18 protein-coding genes and 1 pseudogene are annotated in these 13,939 nt (G+C 72.0%); 8 read left to right on the top strand and 11 right to left on the bottom strand.

The genetic code is table 11. The annotated features are described in order from the left end of the window. From ACZ5GH_RS03730 to ACZ5GH_RS03740, 3 genes are all read left to right on the top strand, one after another. Positions 1-1,239: a cytochrome P450 gene (locus ACZ5GH_RS03730; RefSeq protein ID WP_387747356.1), complete on the top strand. Its 1,239-nt coding sequence runs from the start codon at positions 1-3 to the stop codon at positions 1,237-1,239. Beyond that, positions 1,236-1,931 (top strand): formyltransferase family protein, encoded by a 696-nt coding sequence (locus tag ACZ5GH_RS03735; protein WP_387747354.1) that lies wholly within the window; start codon positions 1,236-1,238, stop codon positions 1,929-1,931. The genes ACZ5GH_RS03730 and ACZ5GH_RS03735 overlap by 4 nt, the downstream gene beginning before the upstream one ends. A gap of 242 nt (positions 1,932-2,173) precedes the next feature. Continuing rightward, complete coding sequence (locus ACZ5GH_RS03740) at positions 2,174-2,767, top strand: DUF4291 domain-containing protein (protein WP_464333414.1); 594 nt, start codon at positions 2,174-2,176, stop codon at positions 2,765-2,767. Between the two features lie 50 nt (positions 2,768-2,817). Here the strand turns inward: ACZ5GH_RS03740 and ACZ5GH_RS03745 are convergent, their stop codons facing one another. From ACZ5GH_RS03745 to ACZ5GH_RS03755, 3 genes and pseudogenes are all read right to left on the bottom strand, one after another. Continuing rightward, positions 2,818-3,018: a DUF397 domain-containing protein gene (locus tag ACZ5GH_RS03745; RefSeq protein ID WP_464333415.1), complete on the bottom strand. Its 201-nt coding sequence runs from the start codon at positions 3,016-3,018 to the stop codon at positions 2,818-2,820. Then, positions 3,015-3,221: a DUF397 domain-containing protein gene (locus ACZ5GH_RS03750; RefSeq protein WP_464336791.1), complete on the bottom strand. Its 207-nt coding sequence runs from the start codon at positions 3,219-3,221 to the stop codon at positions 3,015-3,017. Before ACZ5GH_RS03750 ends, ACZ5GH_RS03745 begins: the two co-directional genes overlap by 4 nt. Positions 3,222-3,258: 37 nt before the next feature. Beyond that, a pseudogene (locus ACZ5GH_RS03755) lies at positions 3,259-4,056 on the bottom strand (helix-turn-helix domain-containing protein); the annotation flags it as partial. A gap of 161 nt (positions 4,057-4,217) precedes the next feature. Here ACZ5GH_RS03755 and ACZ5GH_RS03760 point away from each other — a divergent pair. Continuing rightward, positions 4,218-4,655: an ATP-binding protein gene (locus ACZ5GH_RS03760; RefSeq protein ID WP_464333416.1), complete on the top strand. Its 438-nt coding sequence runs from the start codon at positions 4,218-4,220 to the stop codon at positions 4,653-4,655. A gap of 14 nt (positions 4,656-4,669) precedes the next feature. Beyond that, a complete protein-coding gene (locus tag ACZ5GH_RS03765; protein WP_464333417.1) occupies positions 4,670-5,221 on the top strand; it encodes a hypothetical protein in 552 nt (183 codons plus the stop codon). Positions 5,222-5,306: 85 nt separating this feature from the next. On the opposite strand, the gene ACZ5GH_RS03770 is transcribed toward ACZ5GH_RS03765, so the two are convergent. Further along, positions 5,307-5,837, bottom strand: a complete 531-nt coding sequence (locus tag ACZ5GH_RS03770; RefSeq protein ID WP_387747340.1) for an EF-hand domain-containing protein — start codon at positions 5,835-5,837, stop codon at positions 5,307-5,309. Between the two features lie 122 nt (positions 5,838-5,959). After that, entirely contained in the window at positions 5,960-6,103 is a 144-nt protein-coding gene (locus ACZ5GH_RS03775; RefSeq protein WP_464333418.1) for a hypothetical protein, read from the bottom strand. A 565-nt stretch (positions 6,104-6,668) separates the two neighbouring features. Between ACZ5GH_RS03775 and ACZ5GH_RS03780 the strand changes: the two genes are divergently transcribed. Further along, positions 6,669-7,067: a hypothetical protein gene (locus tag ACZ5GH_RS03780; protein WP_464333419.1), complete on the top strand. Its 399-nt coding sequence runs from the start codon at positions 6,669-6,671 to the stop codon at positions 7,065-7,067. A gap of 121 nt (positions 7,068-7,188) precedes the next feature. Here the strand turns inward: ACZ5GH_RS03780 and ACZ5GH_RS03785 are convergent, their stop codons facing one another. Both ACZ5GH_RS03785 and ACZ5GH_RS03790 read right to left on the bottom strand, forming a co-directional pair. Further along, positions 7,189-7,875, bottom strand: coding sequence for a hypothetical protein (locus ACZ5GH_RS03785; RefSeq protein ID WP_464333420.1), 687 nt, complete (start codon positions 7,873-7,875; stop codon positions 7,189-7,191). A gap of 177 nt (positions 7,876-8,052) precedes the next feature. After that, positions 8,053-8,655 (bottom strand): hypothetical protein, encoded by a 603-nt coding sequence (locus ACZ5GH_RS03790; RefSeq protein WP_387747334.1) that lies wholly within the window; start codon positions 8,653-8,655, stop codon positions 8,053-8,055. Positions 8,656-8,875: 220 nt separating this feature from the next. Between ACZ5GH_RS03790 and ACZ5GH_RS03795 the strand changes: the two genes are divergently transcribed. Continuing rightward, positions 8,876-9,457, top strand: coding sequence for a hypothetical protein (locus tag ACZ5GH_RS03795; protein WP_464333421.1), 582 nt, complete (start codon positions 8,876-8,878; stop codon positions 9,455-9,457). Between the two features lie 18 nt (positions 9,458-9,475). Here ACZ5GH_RS03795 and ACZ5GH_RS03800 read toward each other — a convergent pair whose 3' ends face one another. From ACZ5GH_RS03800 to ACZ5GH_RS03810, 3 genes are all read right to left on the bottom strand, one after another. Beyond that, on the bottom strand, positions 9,476-10,891 hold the full coding sequence (locus ACZ5GH_RS03800) for an MbnB/TglH/ChrH family RiPP precursor modification enzyme (RefSeq protein ID WP_464333422.1): 1,416 nt from the start codon (positions 10,889-10,891) through the stop codon (positions 9,476-9,478). A gap of 13 nt (positions 10,892-10,904) precedes the next feature. Further along, the gene (locus ACZ5GH_RS03805; RefSeq protein WP_464333423.1) at positions 10,905-11,159 is read right to left on the bottom strand and encodes a hypothetical protein; all 255 of its coding nucleotides are present in this window, start codon (positions 11,157-11,159) and stop codon (positions 10,905-10,907) included. A gap of 305 nt (positions 11,160-11,464) precedes the next feature. Then, positions 11,465-12,466, bottom strand: coding sequence for a GlxA family transcriptional regulator (locus tag ACZ5GH_RS03810; protein WP_387747326.1), 1,002 nt, complete (start codon positions 12,464-12,466; stop codon positions 11,465-11,467). Positions 12,467-12,536: 70 nt separating this feature from the next. Here ACZ5GH_RS03810 and ACZ5GH_RS03815 point away from each other — a divergent pair, with 70 nt between their 5' ends. Beyond that, positions 12,537-13,487, top strand: a complete 951-nt coding sequence (locus tag ACZ5GH_RS03815; RefSeq protein ID WP_387747324.1) for an NADP-dependent oxidoreductase — start codon at positions 12,537-12,539, stop codon at positions 13,485-13,487. 69 nt (positions 13,488-13,556) lie between these two features. Here the strand turns inward: ACZ5GH_RS03815 and ACZ5GH_RS03820 are convergent, their stop codons facing one another. Beyond that, complete coding sequence (locus tag ACZ5GH_RS03820) at positions 13,557-13,880, bottom strand: hypothetical protein (RefSeq protein WP_464333424.1); 324 nt, start codon at positions 13,878-13,880, stop codon at positions 13,557-13,559. Between the last annotated feature and the right edge of the window lie 59 nt (positions 13,881-13,939).

Genomic DNA, 13,939 nt, shown 5'->3' on the forward strand with positions numbered 1-13,939 from the left:
ATGAGCGCACCGGCACTGGACACGGTGGACCTGGGCGACCCGGCCACCTTCGCGGACCACGACCTGGACGGGTTCTGGCGCAGCCTGCGGGACACCGCGCCGCTGCACTGGAACCCGCCGGTCGGCGGCCGCCGGGGGTTCTGGGTGCTCTCCCGCTACGACGACATCATGGCCACCTACCGGGACAACGTGAACTTCACGTCCCAGCGCGGCAACGTGCTCGTCACCCTCCTGGAGGGCGGCGACGCCGGGGCCGGCCGGATGCTGGCCGTCACCGACGGGCCCCGGCACCTGGAGCTGCGCAAGATCCTCCAGCGGGTGCTGTCGCCGAGGGTGCTCGACGAGGTCGCGCGGACCGTCCGGGACAACACCCGGCTGTGGATCCGCGAGGCGGTCGAGTCCGGCGGCTGCGACTTCGCGGAGCAGATCGCCAGCCGGATCCCGATGACGACCATCTCGAACCTGCTCGGGGTGCCCGAGCGGGACCGGGACTACCTGCTCTCGCTGACCAAGACCGCGCTCTCGGCCGACGACGAGGACGTCGACGAGGTCGACTCCGAGATGGCCCGCAACGAGATCCTGATGTACTTCATGGACGTCGTCGAGGAGCGGCGCGAGTCGCCGGGCGACGACGTGATCAGCATGCTGATCGGCAGCGCCATCGACGGTGTCCCGCTGTCCGACGAGGACGTGGTGCTCAACTGCTACAGCCTGATCATCGGCGGCGACGAGACCAGCCGGCTGACGATGATCGACTGCGTCCGCACGCTGGCGTCCCAGCCCGAGCAGTGGCGCCGGCTCAAGCACGGCGAGGTCGCGGTCGAGACCGCGGTGGACGAGGTGCTGCGCTGGGCCTCGCCCACCATGCACTTCGGGCGCAGCGTCGAACGGGAGACCGAGCTGCACGGCGTACGGCTGCGGCCGGGCGAGATCGTCACGCTCTGGCACGCCTCCGGCAACCGGGACGAGCGGGTCTTCGCGCGGCCCGAGGTGTTCGACCTCGGCCGTACCCCCAACAAGCACCTGGCCTTCGGCTACGGCCCGCACTTCTGCGTGGGCTCGTACCTGGCCAAGGTCGAGATCGCCGAACTGCTGAAGGCCCTGCGGGACTTCACCCTCGGGTTCGAGCAGACCGACGAGGCGCAGCGGATCCGGTCCAACTTCCTGACCGGGTTCTCCACCATGCCGGTGCGCTTCGAGCCCGACCACTCCGGACTGCGACCGCGGGAGTGCGGATGAACATCTACATGTCAGGACAGGGGGCGTTCGCGGTCCAGGTCGCGGAAGCCCTGCTGGACAACGGGCACAAGATCGTCGGCGCGGCCGCACCCCGGCTGCGCAAGGGCAAGTCCGACGAGGGCGACGCGATGGCCTGGGACCGCCTGCGGGCCTGGGCGTTCCCCCGGGACATCCCCTGGACGGACTCGGCCGAGCTGCGCGCGATGCACGTCCCGGACGGGGTGGACGTCATCGTCGCCGCGCACTCGCACGCCTTCCTCGGCCGGCAGACGCGCGCCCGGGCCTCCGTCGCCACCATCGGGTACCACCCCAGCCTGCTGCCGCTGCACCGCGGCCGGGACGCGATCCGGTGGACCATCCGCGACGGCGACAAGGTGACGGGCGGGAGCGTCTACCACCTCACCGAGCGCACCGACGGCGGCCCGCTGGCCGCCCAGGAGCACCTGCTCGTGCCGCCGGGTTCGACCGCGCAGAGCCTGTGGCGCGACCACCTGGCCCCGCTCGGCGTGCGCCTGCTGGTGAAGGTGGTCGCCGACCTCGCCGCGGACCGGCGGATCGAGGTGCCCCAGGACGAGAAGCTGGCGACCTGGGAGCCGGCGATGGACACCCAGCCGCTGTTCAAGCCGGAGCTCATCGCCCTGCCCGGCACCACCCGGGTGGAGAGCAGCGCCTCGGCGCTCCACGACCGGTAGGACCCGCCCGCCCCTCGCGGCCGTGGCCCCGCGCACTCCTCGTGCGCGGGGCCACGGCCGTCTGCGTGTCGCACCCGAGGGCGACAGCTGAGATGAACGGCTCGGGCGGAGCCGTTCACGCCACTTGACGCACCGTCACGGCCCGAGCCCCGCCGTCTTCCGGCGGGGCTCCTTCGGATCCTCAGCGCAGCCGTCGAAGAATCCGCTGGCGCCGCGCTCGCCTATCCTTGATCCTGATCACCGTGCCAGAACCCGAGTTCGAGATCCGCGCCCTCCACACCGCCTCCACCGTGACCGTCTACCAGGCGTACTCCCCCGAGATCGGCCTGCCCGCCGCCAGGGACGGCCGCTTCCCTGCGGTGTGGAAGCGGGACCGGATGACGTGGATCAAGCCGTCGTTCCTCTGGATGATGTACCGCTGCGGGTGGGGGACGAAGGAGGGGCAGGAGACCGTCCTCGCCGTCGAGATCACCCGCGAGGGCTTCGAATGGGCGCTGCGGAACAGCTGCCTGTCCCACTACGTCCCCGCGCTGCACCCTGACCAGGCCGCCTGGAAGCGGGAGTTGAAGCGATCGCCGGCCCGCGTGCAGTGGGACCCGGAGCGCGGCCTGCGCCTGCAGCCGCTCCCCCACCGCTCCCTCCAGCTCGGCCTCGCTGGCGAGGCGGCCAGGCGCTACGCGGACGACTGGATCGTCTCGATCACCGACGTCACCGAGCTCACGCACACGGTCCACGCCCACGTGCGGAACGGGGAACTGGACGCCGCCCGACAGCTCCTCCCCGCCGAACGCCCCTACCCGTCCGCCGACACGCTCCTCGCCCACCTGCGCGCCTGAGCCGGGGCGCGCCGTCCGGGCGCCCCGGCCCCTGTCCTGCCGATCCCCGGTCAGCTGCCGACCGGGAACTCGTCTCCCCGGATCGCGGCGATGAAGGAATCCCAAGCGGCGGCCGGGAAGACGAGCGCCGGGCCGTGCGGGTCCTTGGAGTCACGCACCGGGACGAGGTCGGGGAGGCTTCCGGGGGCCACCTCGACGCAGTTGCCGCCGTTCGTTCCGCTGTAGCTGCTCTTGCGCCAGACCGGTTTCATACCGGGAACTCACCCTCCTGGACGGCTCCCACGAACGCCTCCCACGCGGCGGCCTGGAAGACGAGCGCCGGGCCGTGGGGGTCCTTGGAGTCACGCACGGGGACGAGGCCGGGGAATCCGGGGGCCACCTCGATGCAGTCGCCTCCATTGCTTCCGCTGTAGCTGCTCTTGCGCCAGGCGGTCACGTCGAGCTCGTTCCTCATCATTTCTGAACCCTTCCAGCGCATCGGCGATCAGCGCGAGCGACTCGGCTACTGGCAGTGCCGCCCCATGCACCAGATCATAGTTCCAGCGATGCCGTGCAACGATCGCCGGATCGTCACTGGAGTGTCCGCGATCGAGGCTCTCCGAGTACACGCAGGTGCGGCCATCCGGCAACTCCAGCATCACCATGGACTTGTCGGCGTTGGCCGGTCGACACGTGAACGGCACAACCTGGATGACCACGTTCGGAAGTGCCGAAACGTCCAGCAGGTGCTGCATCTGGCGTCTCATCACTCCGGGTCCGCCGACGACAGTTCGGATCGCGCTCTCATCCAGGATTACCAGCAGAGTCGGCCCCTCCAGCTCCAGGAACCGCCCCTGCCTCGCCAAACGAGCCGCCACTCGTTCTTCGATCACCTCGGGCTTTCCAGCCGCGTCACTGACCGCCAGGACCGATTCGGCGTATTGGCGGCACTGCAAGAGGCCATGCACGACGGCTAGCTGGAAGATCCTTGCGGCCACGGCCTCAGATTCCATGTCGGCATGAGTCTGGAACCAATCCGGATGCTCGACCCCCACGCTCCAGTCCACCCGGTCCCAGAGCCGCTTCAGCGATCCGCCCGTGTCGAGCAACACGTCGGCCTTCACGACCAGGTCCGGCGGCATGCGCCTCTGGCCGGACTCGTACCGCGTGATGTTCGGCCTGGTGCAGTGCAGCAGCTTCGCCAACTGCTCCTGCGTGTAGCCGGCCATCTCCCGGTAGAACCGCAGCTCCTCGCCGAAGATGCGCGCCGAACTGGCCGTCACTTCGCTCTTCAGCCGCCGGTGTGCCATGCAAGACCCCCAGACGTACCGCACGTGCGTGGTACCCGATTTCGGCCATCACCGTACCTCCGCCAGCCGATCATTGAGACCGGAACGCAATCATCTGCATGCGTAGCGTGATGGTGCGCGCTCCTGTCGCACGCCCCCCTCCGCCCCCGTGAGGTACCCCCATGCCCAAAACCCACAGCCGCCCCCGCGCGTTCGTCGCGCACCTCGACTCCCGCGCCGAGTCCACGCCGCTGGCGCGCTACCTGCTCCGCGCCTACCTCTCCGGACTCCCCTCCGGCGAGCGCTACTCGGACACCGCCGAGCTCCTCCTCGGCGAACTCTTCGCCAACGCCGTCCAGCACTCCGACGCCCCCGACGACCGGCACGTCGAGGTCCGCTTCACCCTCGTCGACTCCTGCCTCAGGCTGGAGGTCCACGACGCCGGATCCGGCCGTCCCGTCCTCCACGCCCCGGTCCCCGAGGACGAACACGGCCGAGGCCTGTTCCTCGTCAACGAACTCGCCGAACGCTGGGGCTGCGCCGAGCGCCCCGGCGGCATCGGCAAGTACATCTGGGCCCTCGTCGCCCCCGCCCCCGCCCCCACGCTCGTCACCGCCTGAAAGCCCGAACCCCCGTGCACCTCACCACTCTCGCCGGCCACGCCCTCTCCCGTGGCCGCACCCCCGCCGAGACCTACGCGCTGCTCAGCCGCCGCACCCGCAAGCCGGTGCCCTCCGCCCGCGCGGTCTGCCTCGCCCTGGCCATCCCGCTCGCCGAGACCGCCCGTCGCCTGGACGACTGCTACGACGCCCTCCTCGCCGACCCCCGCCCCGGCTCCGAACACGACACCGGCGAACTCCTCGAAGCCCTCGGCGTCTTCGACGTCCCCAAGCCCCTCACCGACACCGAACTCGCCGTCGTCGAGCACTTCCTGGTCGCCATCGAGGCCATGGGCGGCATCCGCCCCGGCCACCAGCACGGCCTGAGCCGGTGGTTCACCACCGGCAACCTCGGTGCCGCCTACCTCTCCCTCGCCGCCGCCCGACCCCTCCCCCGCACCGGCGACCCCGCCCTGTACTGGGCCACCCTCGTCACCGCCGGCGAGCTCCTCACCATCCCCGTCGCCGACACCCGCCTCAAGTACGCCCTCGCCCACTGCCGCACCCAAGCCGCCCGCCACCCCTGAACCCCGCGCCGTGCGCGGGAAGTCGGCCCCACCGACTTCCCGCGCACGGGGAGCACCGGGTCGCCGCAACCGGAGCTGCGGACCGTCAGCGCGACGGCTGCGCTTCCCGTGGAACGCCACCGTCGCCGTACACGGGGGCCATGGCGGAGATTCCGGTGAGCACGAAGCCGCGGATCCCCTCCAGATACGCGTCGCGGTCGACGTAGCCGTCGCGATCGGTGTCGAGGTTCTCGAAGGCCGTCTCGACATCGGACTTCGCGTTGCCCATCGCCGTACGCAGGCGGACGAACTCGTCGCGGGTCAGCCGCCCGTCGGCGTCGGCGTCCGCGATGTCGAACATGGAACCGAGGACGGCCCGGCAGGACCGCTCGAACGCCTCGGGCCCGGCCCACTCGCGGTACTCCTCGAAGGTGACCCGGCCGTCCTGGTCGGCGTCCATGTCCTGCCACACGCCTTCGTGGGCGGCCCGGGCCGCGAGCACGACCGGATGCCCGGCCTCGAACCCCAGGGCCGACACCACCCGGTCGACCCTCGCGAGGTACTCCGACCTGGAAATGACACCGTCACCATTCGCGTCCAGCATTGCGAAAATACGAAGTTTTGCGGAGTCGGACACAGTGCACCCTTCGGCGTTCGCCCATGGTCTTCTCGAATGGAGATGGTACCCACGGAAATCCGGCGTCCGGGCTGCGGAGACGCGCCCTCCACGCCACCGAAATGAATGCTTCAAAATGCCGATCAGGTAATCCAAAAAAGATCGCGCCGGCGCCGGCGCCGCAGCAGCGAACCGGCGGTGGCCACCGGCACGGTGGCGCCCGGGTTCGCGGGCAGGTCGGTGGTCAGTGCCACAAGGGCGTGTTGCCGGCGCAGTGCGGAGAGCATCCGCTGGATGCCGCGCTCCTCACGATCATCACCAGGACGACGAGCGCCAGGACGATCACGGCTACGACGACCAGAGCCAGGACGATCACGACTACATGGCCGACCCATTCGTTGGTGGCGGACGGGGTTTCCGGAGCGCTCCCCTGTGGAACCCCACGGCGGCTGCCGGGCTCGCCACTGGGTCCGTCGCGTCTCTCCGCCGCCATCGTGTCCTCCCCCATCGCGGTGTGACCTCTCATGGCACGACGTCAGATCCCGTCCGTCAAGGCCTGCGGCGGGTCGCAGTCGGGAAGAGCCGCCCTGCCGTCCCGACGGTCAGTCACGGGGCAGCCCTTGATCCCTGCCGTCGGGCTTCAGGGGCTTGCCCTCCGGGGAGGTGGTCGTGAGCGAGGTCGCGGCGGCGACGATCCGCCTCTTGGGAGTCATGACTCGAAGCGTGGGAGCGGAGGTCCCGATTCGGTAGGACAGGTCCCGCCACCTCGCGCTGACCCGCCGCCGCTGGAGCTCGTCGCAGAAGTGATCCCGGTGGGCCCCGCGCTCAGGCGCGTGCGGAAGAATGTGGATCGTGGAGGGGAAGTACAGGCTGCTGCGCCAGACGAGTCGATGGGCGCGGTTTGCCCAGGTCACCGTGCACGGATCCGTGGCCACCGAGCCAGCGGTGCGGATGGGGCCCGACGTGTTCGGTTGGCGCGGCCGGTCCTACGGCACCGCGCCCTGCGCCGGCCGCGCCGATGACCAACGCGTCGAGGCGGAGGCGCGGGAAGGTGCTTGGTACGCGCTCATGCACCTTCCCGAAGAGGCCCGTGGCGTGCTCGTTTCCGTCGTGGAGATCGTGACGGCACCAGCGGACACGGGCCCCGGTGACGTGAAGTTCGCTGCGGCACGAGCCGTCTGGCAAGCCGTCGGCCGGCAGCCGGACCAGCATCCATGGATCGGCGAGGACGGTAATCCTGTCTTCCCGTAGCGGCTTACCGACAGCTACTCGTTCACGGCCGCGATGAGCACGGTCGCCTCGTAGCCGACGGCGGGTTTGACCGAGGGATCTGTGTGATTTGCCGGCCAGGCCGGGAGCGTGGGCTGCCGTACTAGTCCCGGCCGTCGGGCTTCAGGGGCTTTCCCTCCAGGGAGGTGGTCGTGAGCGAGGCACGGAGTTCGGTGATGACGTCGGCGCGGCCGACCGCCGCGCAGGTCAGCTCCAGCAGGACGAACCCCAGGCGGTGCTTCCCGCGCACCATGCCGGTGCCGACCAGGCCGCCGACCCCCTCGTACAGCCAGTCGTAGGCGCTCTGGGTGTCGCCGTCCTGCCAACCTTCGAGTTCCGCCGCCTCGATGCCGAGGGCCAGCTTCTCGGCCAGGTACTCGGGGTCCAGGACGCTGCGGAAGCGGATCGTCAGGCGCTCGAACGCGTGGCCCGTGCCGAACTCCCAGAGCGCCCACAGTTCGTCGACGCCGTTCGCCCGGGGTGTGGCTTCGAGGAACCAGTCGTACCACTCCAGGAAGGGCGCGTGGAGGTCCAGCCACCAGGCGCGTTCGCGCGGCAGGACCAGCCACGGACGCGGGACCTCCTCGAAGGCCGGCCAGTCCACCTCAGGGCAGTCCCAACTGCCGTTCCACGCACGGACCTTCTCCCGGTTGGCGATGAACTTCGCGCGTGCCTCGTCCGCTTCCCGCCGCTTCCGCCTGCCCAGGACCATGCGCACCAGCCTTCCCCGGTCGCCCCTGTCAGCCGCCGCTCCGCGCTCGTCCGCGACGCGGGCCCGGCCGGTGGACACCGGATCAGCGTATCGACCCTCGGCTTGGTCGAACACCGTTGTGGCACAGCCGAGTTGGGCATCGAGGCGGCCCCACGGTCGGAAGAAGGCGCGGCCCTGCCCTGCCGGAACGTGCCGGGGGCACCGCACACGTCGTGTGCGGTGCCCCCGGGCGTGTGCGCCGGACGGGGTGCGGGGTCAGGCCTTGCCGAGGTAGTAGCCGCCGTGGCCGGTGCAGCCCCATCCCCAGTACGCGCCCGAGACGAAGCCCGGCGGGATCGGCGAGTTGGGACAGGTGAGCAGGCCGACCCGGGCGATCTGGTGGTACCAGGCGCCGACGCCGTTGCAGCCCGGGACCTGGTAGCCGGTCACGACGTAGCCCGGGACGATCGGGGAGCCGCCGCAGGTCCAGATCCCGTCCTTGACGAGGTTGTGCCGCCAGGAACCCACCCCGTTGCAGCCGTACTTGCTGAAGTCGGTGACGACGTAGCCCGAGTAGATCGGGGAGCCGCCGCAGGAGTAGAGCCCGTCCGCTTCCGGCTGCTGGAACCACGAGCCCCAGCCGCTGCAGCCGTCCTTGTTGTAGGCGGTGATGGCCCAGCCGTCCGGGATGGCGGCGCCGGAGCAGGCCCACTGGCCGGTGCCGGCGACCGCGGCGGGCTGGGCGGCCGCGGTCGAGGTGCCGGCGGCGGTGCCCGCGAGGACGAAGGCGGCGACGAGCGCGAACGCGCCTATGGTGGCGCCGATGCCGCGGCGGACGATCGCGCCGGTGAGGCGCTTCCAGAGGGGACGAGGATGCATGTTCGGTTCACTCCTGTCGTGGCGGCGGGCATGCTGGATGCCCGCTGGTCGCGGGGAAGGCCGAGCAGTGGATCGGGCCTCACCTTAGTGGGGAGGCCCTGTGGTTGTCCGGTGTTTGGACCGTGAAGGGAACCGATCAGATCGGAGCGCTCCCCGGCCCCGCCGGGCCAGCGGCCGGCCAAGGGAGCGCGCCGCCCGGCCCGTTGATAGCGTGACCGCCATGACGGAGCTGGCGGAACTGGTCCTGACCCCCGACGAGCGGGCCCGGGGAGTCCGGGTCGACCGGGTGGTGTTCACGATGGACTGGACCGGCGAGGACCGCCCGGGCCGACTGGCGGAGTTCGTGGCCGGTCGGGTACGGGCCTTCGGGGCCGAGCCGACGGGTGTCGACACCGACGCCGTCCACCGGGCCGCCGCGGACGACCCGACGCTGCGCCGCGGTGACCTCCCGGCCCGCCAACTCGATCACCTGGCCGACGTGTTGGCGGAGCTCGGCTACACCCTCCTGGTGCGGGAGGGCGGCACCGACGCCTACGAGCTGCTGGTCGCGCCGACCGGCGGGCACGAGCCGGCCGGGTTGACGCACGAGGGCCTCCCGGTCCGGGCCTGGGGATCGGAATCCGAGGCGTCCGGGGCGTCCGAGGCGGCGACCCTGGTCAGCCTGAACTGCCCGGAGTGCGCGCAGATGCTGGTCTGGGAACTCCCCCCGGCCGAGACCCTGGCCGGCGAGCACTGCGACTGCGGAACCGCCCTGTTCGACGCCGCCGGCCGCCCACTGCCCGACGTCACCCTCCACGACTGACGCCGGCCTGCCGGGCCGTCAGGCCGTCAGCCGGACCAGGAACTCGCCCCGGCGCGGGGCGACCGGCAGTCGGCCGGCGCCGAGCGCGTTCAGCAGGTCGTTCGCGTCAGTGCCGAGGCGGACCGTCTGCGGCGCGCCGTCGAGTCGCACCCGGACCAGACCGAGGTCCAGTTCCAGGACGTCGGCCAGCCAGGGAACGCGCGGGCGGGTGCGCCGCAGGTGGGCGGCGAACGCCACCGCCTCCTCCGTGGGGAACGGCTCCGGAGGGTGGGAGCGAGTGTAGTCGTCCAGCAGGGCGCGAACCCCCGCCTCCCCCAGGGTGAGCAGCAGCAGGCGGACGGTGTGGACCAGTGTGCCGGCCAGCGCGCCCGCCCGCAGCTCCGTGACCAGTTCCCGCAGCAGCGCGGTCGCCGGGTCGGCCGCCAGCTCCCGGGCGAGCGGGCCGTCCGCCTCCCGGCCGACCGCCAGCGCGCCCAGCGCGCACTCCCACTCCTCGGGGCCCGGCCCCTCGCCCCGCCCGTCGCCCCTTCCACCGACCGACGGCGGCCCCGGCGGCAGCGGAAGCAGGAGCGGCCCGAGCACCGGCCGCGGCCGCCACTGCTCGCGGACCCGGACCAGCAGGTCCCGGACGGCCCGCGGATCGACGTACGGCACCGCCGAGCCCGTCACCTCGAACAGGACCGCCCGCAGCGCCGGCAGCCGGGGCAGCACCCGCTCCGCCAGCGCGAGCAACTCCTCGTCGGGCAGCCCGCAGTGGGCGTCCAGCCAGTAGCCGCGGTGTTCGAAGCCGCCGGCGAGGTGCACCTCCCAGACCCGGTCGAGCGGGAGGTCGTCGAGCAGCCCGTCGACGGGCGTCCGGCCGTTGCGCTCGTTGGCGAGGACGTTGTGCAGGTCGAGCAGCAGCCCGCAGCCCGCTCCGTCGGCCACGCCCGCGACGAACCGGCCGTCCGGCAGCTCGTCGGCGCGCGGCCGCAGGTAGTTGGTACCGATCTCGACGGCGAGCGGCACCGGCAGGGCCCCGGCCATGGCCCGCACGGAGGCGACGCCGCGCCGCACGCCCTCGGGGGTCTGCCGCGGCGGGAGCAGGAAGCCGGTGTGGAACTCCTCGCCGTCCCGGCCCGTCCGGTTGAACGCGAGGTGCTCGCTGACCCAGGGAGCGCGCAGTCGCTCGGCCAACTCGCCGACGAGGGCGGTCTGCCGGGGATCGGGCGGCCGGCAGCCGCCGACCGGGTTGCCGACGCCGTGCAGCAGCCGGGCACCGGGGAGGTCCGCGATGCGGCGCAGCGCCTCCTCGTCGCAGCCCGTCGTGCCGTCCGACCGGGCGCGCCAGAGCGTCTGCGGTTCGATCTCGACGACCTCCAGCAGGTCGGCGCAGGCCTCGAGGAGCGGCTCGGCGCCGGGGACGTGGGTGAGCCCGACACCGAGCCCGGTCATCTGGCCGCCCGCCCTAGCCCAGGAAGGGCTGGGCGATGCCCTGCGCGACGTCGCCCTTGGGCGAGACCACGAAGTCCAGCGACTGCCGGAACCTCAGGTCGAACCCGGAGTGGCAGTTCGGATGGCCGAGTTGGGTCATCACGTTCTTGATCACCTGGTTCATCCGGTCGAGGTCACCCGCCAGTCCCACGGGTACGGTGACGGTGACCTCCCGTGCCGTGATCCACGGGTCCGGCAGAGGGCCCATGGTGATTTCGCCGCTCGACATCGCGCCTCCTCGCTGCACGCCGCGGGCCCCGCGCCGGCGGGTACCGGCGCACCCCGGGCCTCGGGCGGGTACAGCATTCCGCCCCGGCGAACCGGGCCACGGCGTACGCGCCCGAACTGTCACCCGGAGCGGCTACCGCGGGGCACCGCGGCTCGCGGTGCGGGCCCTCCCGGCGCCCGCACCGCGGCGGAGCTCCTCCGCACGGGCTCCACGCGGACCCGGTGAGCGGTACGGACGACACGGGAAGTCGGCCCCGTCGACTTCCCGTGCACCCTCCCCGAGAGGCCGCCCCGCCGAGGAACCGCTCAGGCCCCGCTCGGGGCGGCGGCGGCCTGGCCCCGGAAGGTGTTGCGGTAGGCCTGGGGCGACACCCCGATCGCGGCGTGCAGGTGCTGGCGCAGCGACGCTCCGGTGGCGAAGCCGATCTCGGTGGCGATCCGGTCGACCGGGAGGTCGCTGGTCTCCAGCAGGTGCCGGGCGCGGTGCAGCCGCTGCTGGATCAGCCAGCGGCCCGGGCTGGTGCCCGTCTCGTCCTGGAAGCGGCGGGCGAAGGTGCGCGGGCTCATCCGCGCGTGCGCGGCCAACTCCCTGAGCGCGAGCGGCCGGTCGAGGTTCTCCAGGGCCCAGGCCTGGGTCGCGGCGGTGCCGTTGGCGCCCTCCGGGGGCACCGGCTGGTCGATGTACTGGGCCTGGCCGCCCTCGCGCCAGGGCGGCACCACGCACTGCCGGGCGACCTGGTTGGCGACGGCGCTGCCGTGGTCGGAGCGCACCACGTGCAGGCACACGTCGAGGCCGGACGCGGCGCCCGCCGAGGTCAGGATGTCGCCGTCGTCGACGAACAGCACGTCGGCGTCCAGGCGGACCCGGGGGAACATCCGACGGAAGGCCGGGGCCAGCGCCCAGTGGGTGGTGGCGGGACGCCCGTCGAGCAGGCCGACGGCCGCGAGGGCGAACGCCCCGGTGCAGATGGAGACGATGCGGGTGCCGGGGCGGATCCGGGCGAGCGCAGCGCGGTCCGCCTCCGGCAGGTCGGCGGTGACGCGGTGCAGCGCGTAGGGCGGGATGACGACGGTGTCGGCGCTCTCCAGCGCCTCGGGCCCGTGGCCGACGGTGATCGTGAAGTCGGCCACCGTGGCGACCGTCCGCTCCTCCGTGGCGGCGCAGGTCACCACCTCGTACGCCCCCGGCACCCCCGGGAAGACCCGGTTGGGGATGCCCAGCTCGAAGGGGTAGACCCCGTCGAGGGCGAGGACGACGACGCGGTGCGGCGGCCGGTCGCGCAGGGCGAGGGGTTCGATCGGGCGCATGGCACGATCCTATCGGTCTTTGGCACTCTTGCCATTTCCCTGGTCAGGGCCGTGACCGCAGGGTTGGTCCATGACCACGAACACCATGCGAGCCATCACCCAGACCACCCTCGGCGCCCCGGACGTCCTCCACGAGGCCGAGGTCGAACGCCCCGAGCCCGGCGTCGGCCAGATCCTCGTCGCCGTCCACGCCGCCGGCGTCAACCCCACCGACTGGAAGCACCGCGAGCACGGCTACTTCCTCGGCCGGCCGCCGTTCACCCTCGGCTGGGACGTCTCCGGCACCGTCGAGGCGGTCGGCTTCGGCGTCTCGCTGTTCGCGCCGGGCGACGAGGTCTTCGGCATGCTGCCCTACCCGTACGGCGTCGGCTCGCACGCCGAGTACGTCGCGGGCCCCGCCCGGGCCTTCGTGCCCAAGCCGGCCGCGCTGAGCCACGTCGAGGCCGCCGCGCTCCCGCTGGTGTCGCTCACCGCCTGGCAGGCCCTGGTCGACACCGCGCGGGTCCAGCCGGGGCAGCGGGTCCTGGTGCACGCCGCGGCCGGCGGCGTGGGGCACGTCGCCGTGCAGATCGCCAAGGCGCGCGGCGCGTACGTCATCGGCACGGCGTCCGCCGCCAAGCACGACTTCGTCCGGGGCCTGGGCGCGGACGAGGTGATCGACTACCGCACCACCGACTTCGTGCGGGAGGCCCGCGACATCGACGTGGTCCTCGACGCGCTGGGCGGGGACGACCGGCTGCGCTCCCTGGAGACGCTCCGGCCCGGCGGCGTCCTGGTGTCGATCCTGCCCCAGGGCCTCGAAGGACTGGCCGAGCGCGCCGCCGAGTTGGGCGTGACGGCGAAGACCCTGCTGGTCGAGCACGACCAGGCGGGCATGGCCGCGATCGCCTCCCTCGCCGAGTCCGGGCAGCTGCGCGTGCACGTCTCCGCCACCTACCCGCTCGCCGACGCCGCCGCGGCCCACGCCGAGGGCGGCACGGGCCGGGTCACCGGGAAGCTGGTGCTCACCGTCCGCCCGTGACAGCGGCAGGCGGTGCGGATCCGGGGCCCGGATCCGCACCGCCGCTGCCGGCTTCGGTGTTCCCGCGTACTACGCGGTGACGACGCCGCTGAGGCTGATCACCGCAGGGATCTTCTTCCCCGCGTCCCCGGTCACGGTGACCTTCCCGTCGCTGGTGAGCTTGGCCTCGGCGTCCTTCTCCGGATCGGCCATCACCGTGAAGCACAGGCGGGTCTTGTCGCCGTCCTTGCCCGTGTTCAGGTGGCTGTCGAGACTGAAGGAGAGCGTCCTGCCCTCGACGGTCGCGTCGAGGATCTTCGCCGCGGTGGCCTTGTACTCCTTCTCGTCGTAGTAGTAGTAGCTCGCGAATTTGACCCAGTACCAGCCGCTGGGGGCCTTGAGCTCGTACTTCATGTGACCGAGAGTTTTAGTTGGCGGATGAGCGCGCTACTTGGCGGATCTTGGTCTCATAA

The organism is Kitasatospora sp. Xyl93, from assembly GCF_055383135.1.

Bases quoted from the DNA above. Each gene is read 5' to 3' on its own strand.
- ACZ5GH_RS03795 (WP_464333421.1), top strand. From the start codon at position 8,876: ATGACGGAGCTGGCGGAACTGGTCCTGACCCCCGACGAGCGGGCCCGG.
- ACZ5GH_RS03760 (WP_464333416.1), top strand. From the start codon at position 4,218: ATGCCCAAAACCCACAGCCGCCCCCGCGCGTTCGTCGCGCACCTCGAC.
- ACZ5GH_RS03805 (WP_464333423.1), bottom strand. From the start codon at position 11,159: ATGTCGAGCGGCGAAATCACCATGGGCCCTCTGCCGGACCCGTGGATC.
- ACZ5GH_RS03810 (WP_387747326.1), bottom strand. From the start codon at position 12,466: ATGCGCCCGATCGAACCCCTCGCCCTGCGCGACCGGCCGCCGCACCGC.
- ACZ5GH_RS03815 (WP_387747324.1), top strand. From the start codon at position 12,537: ATGACCACGAACACCATGCGAGCCATCACCCAGACCACCCTCGGCGCC.
- ACZ5GH_RS03745 (WP_464333415.1), bottom strand. From the start codon at position 3,018: ATGAAACCGGTCTGGCGCAAGAGCAGCTACAGCGGAACGAACGGCGGC.
- ACZ5GH_RS03750 (WP_464336791.1), bottom strand. From the start codon at position 3,221: ATGAGGAACGAGCTCGACGTGACCGCCTGGCGCAAGAGCAGCTACAGC.
- ACZ5GH_RS03730 (WP_387747356.1), top strand. From the start codon at position 1: ATGAGCGCACCGGCACTGGACACGGTGGACCTGGGCGACCCGGCCACC.
- ACZ5GH_RS03775 (WP_464333418.1), bottom strand. From the start codon at position 6,103: ATGCTCTCCGCACTGCGCCGGCAACACGCCCTTGTGGCACTGACCACC.
- ACZ5GH_RS03790 (WP_387747334.1), bottom strand. From the start codon at position 8,655: ATGCATCCTCGTCCCCTCTGGAAGCGCCTCACCGGCGCGATCGTCCGC.
- ACZ5GH_RS03820 (WP_464333424.1), bottom strand. From the start codon at position 13,880: ATGAAGTACGAGCTCAAGGCCCCCAGCGGCTGGTACTGGGTCAAATTC.
- ACZ5GH_RS03735 (WP_387747354.1), top strand. From the start codon at position 1,236: ATGAACATCTACATGTCAGGACAGGGGGCGTTCGCGGTCCAGGTCGCG.
- ACZ5GH_RS03800 (WP_464333422.1), bottom strand. From the start codon at position 10,891: ATGACCGGGCTCGGTGTCGGGCTCACCCACGTCCCCGGCGCCGAGCCG.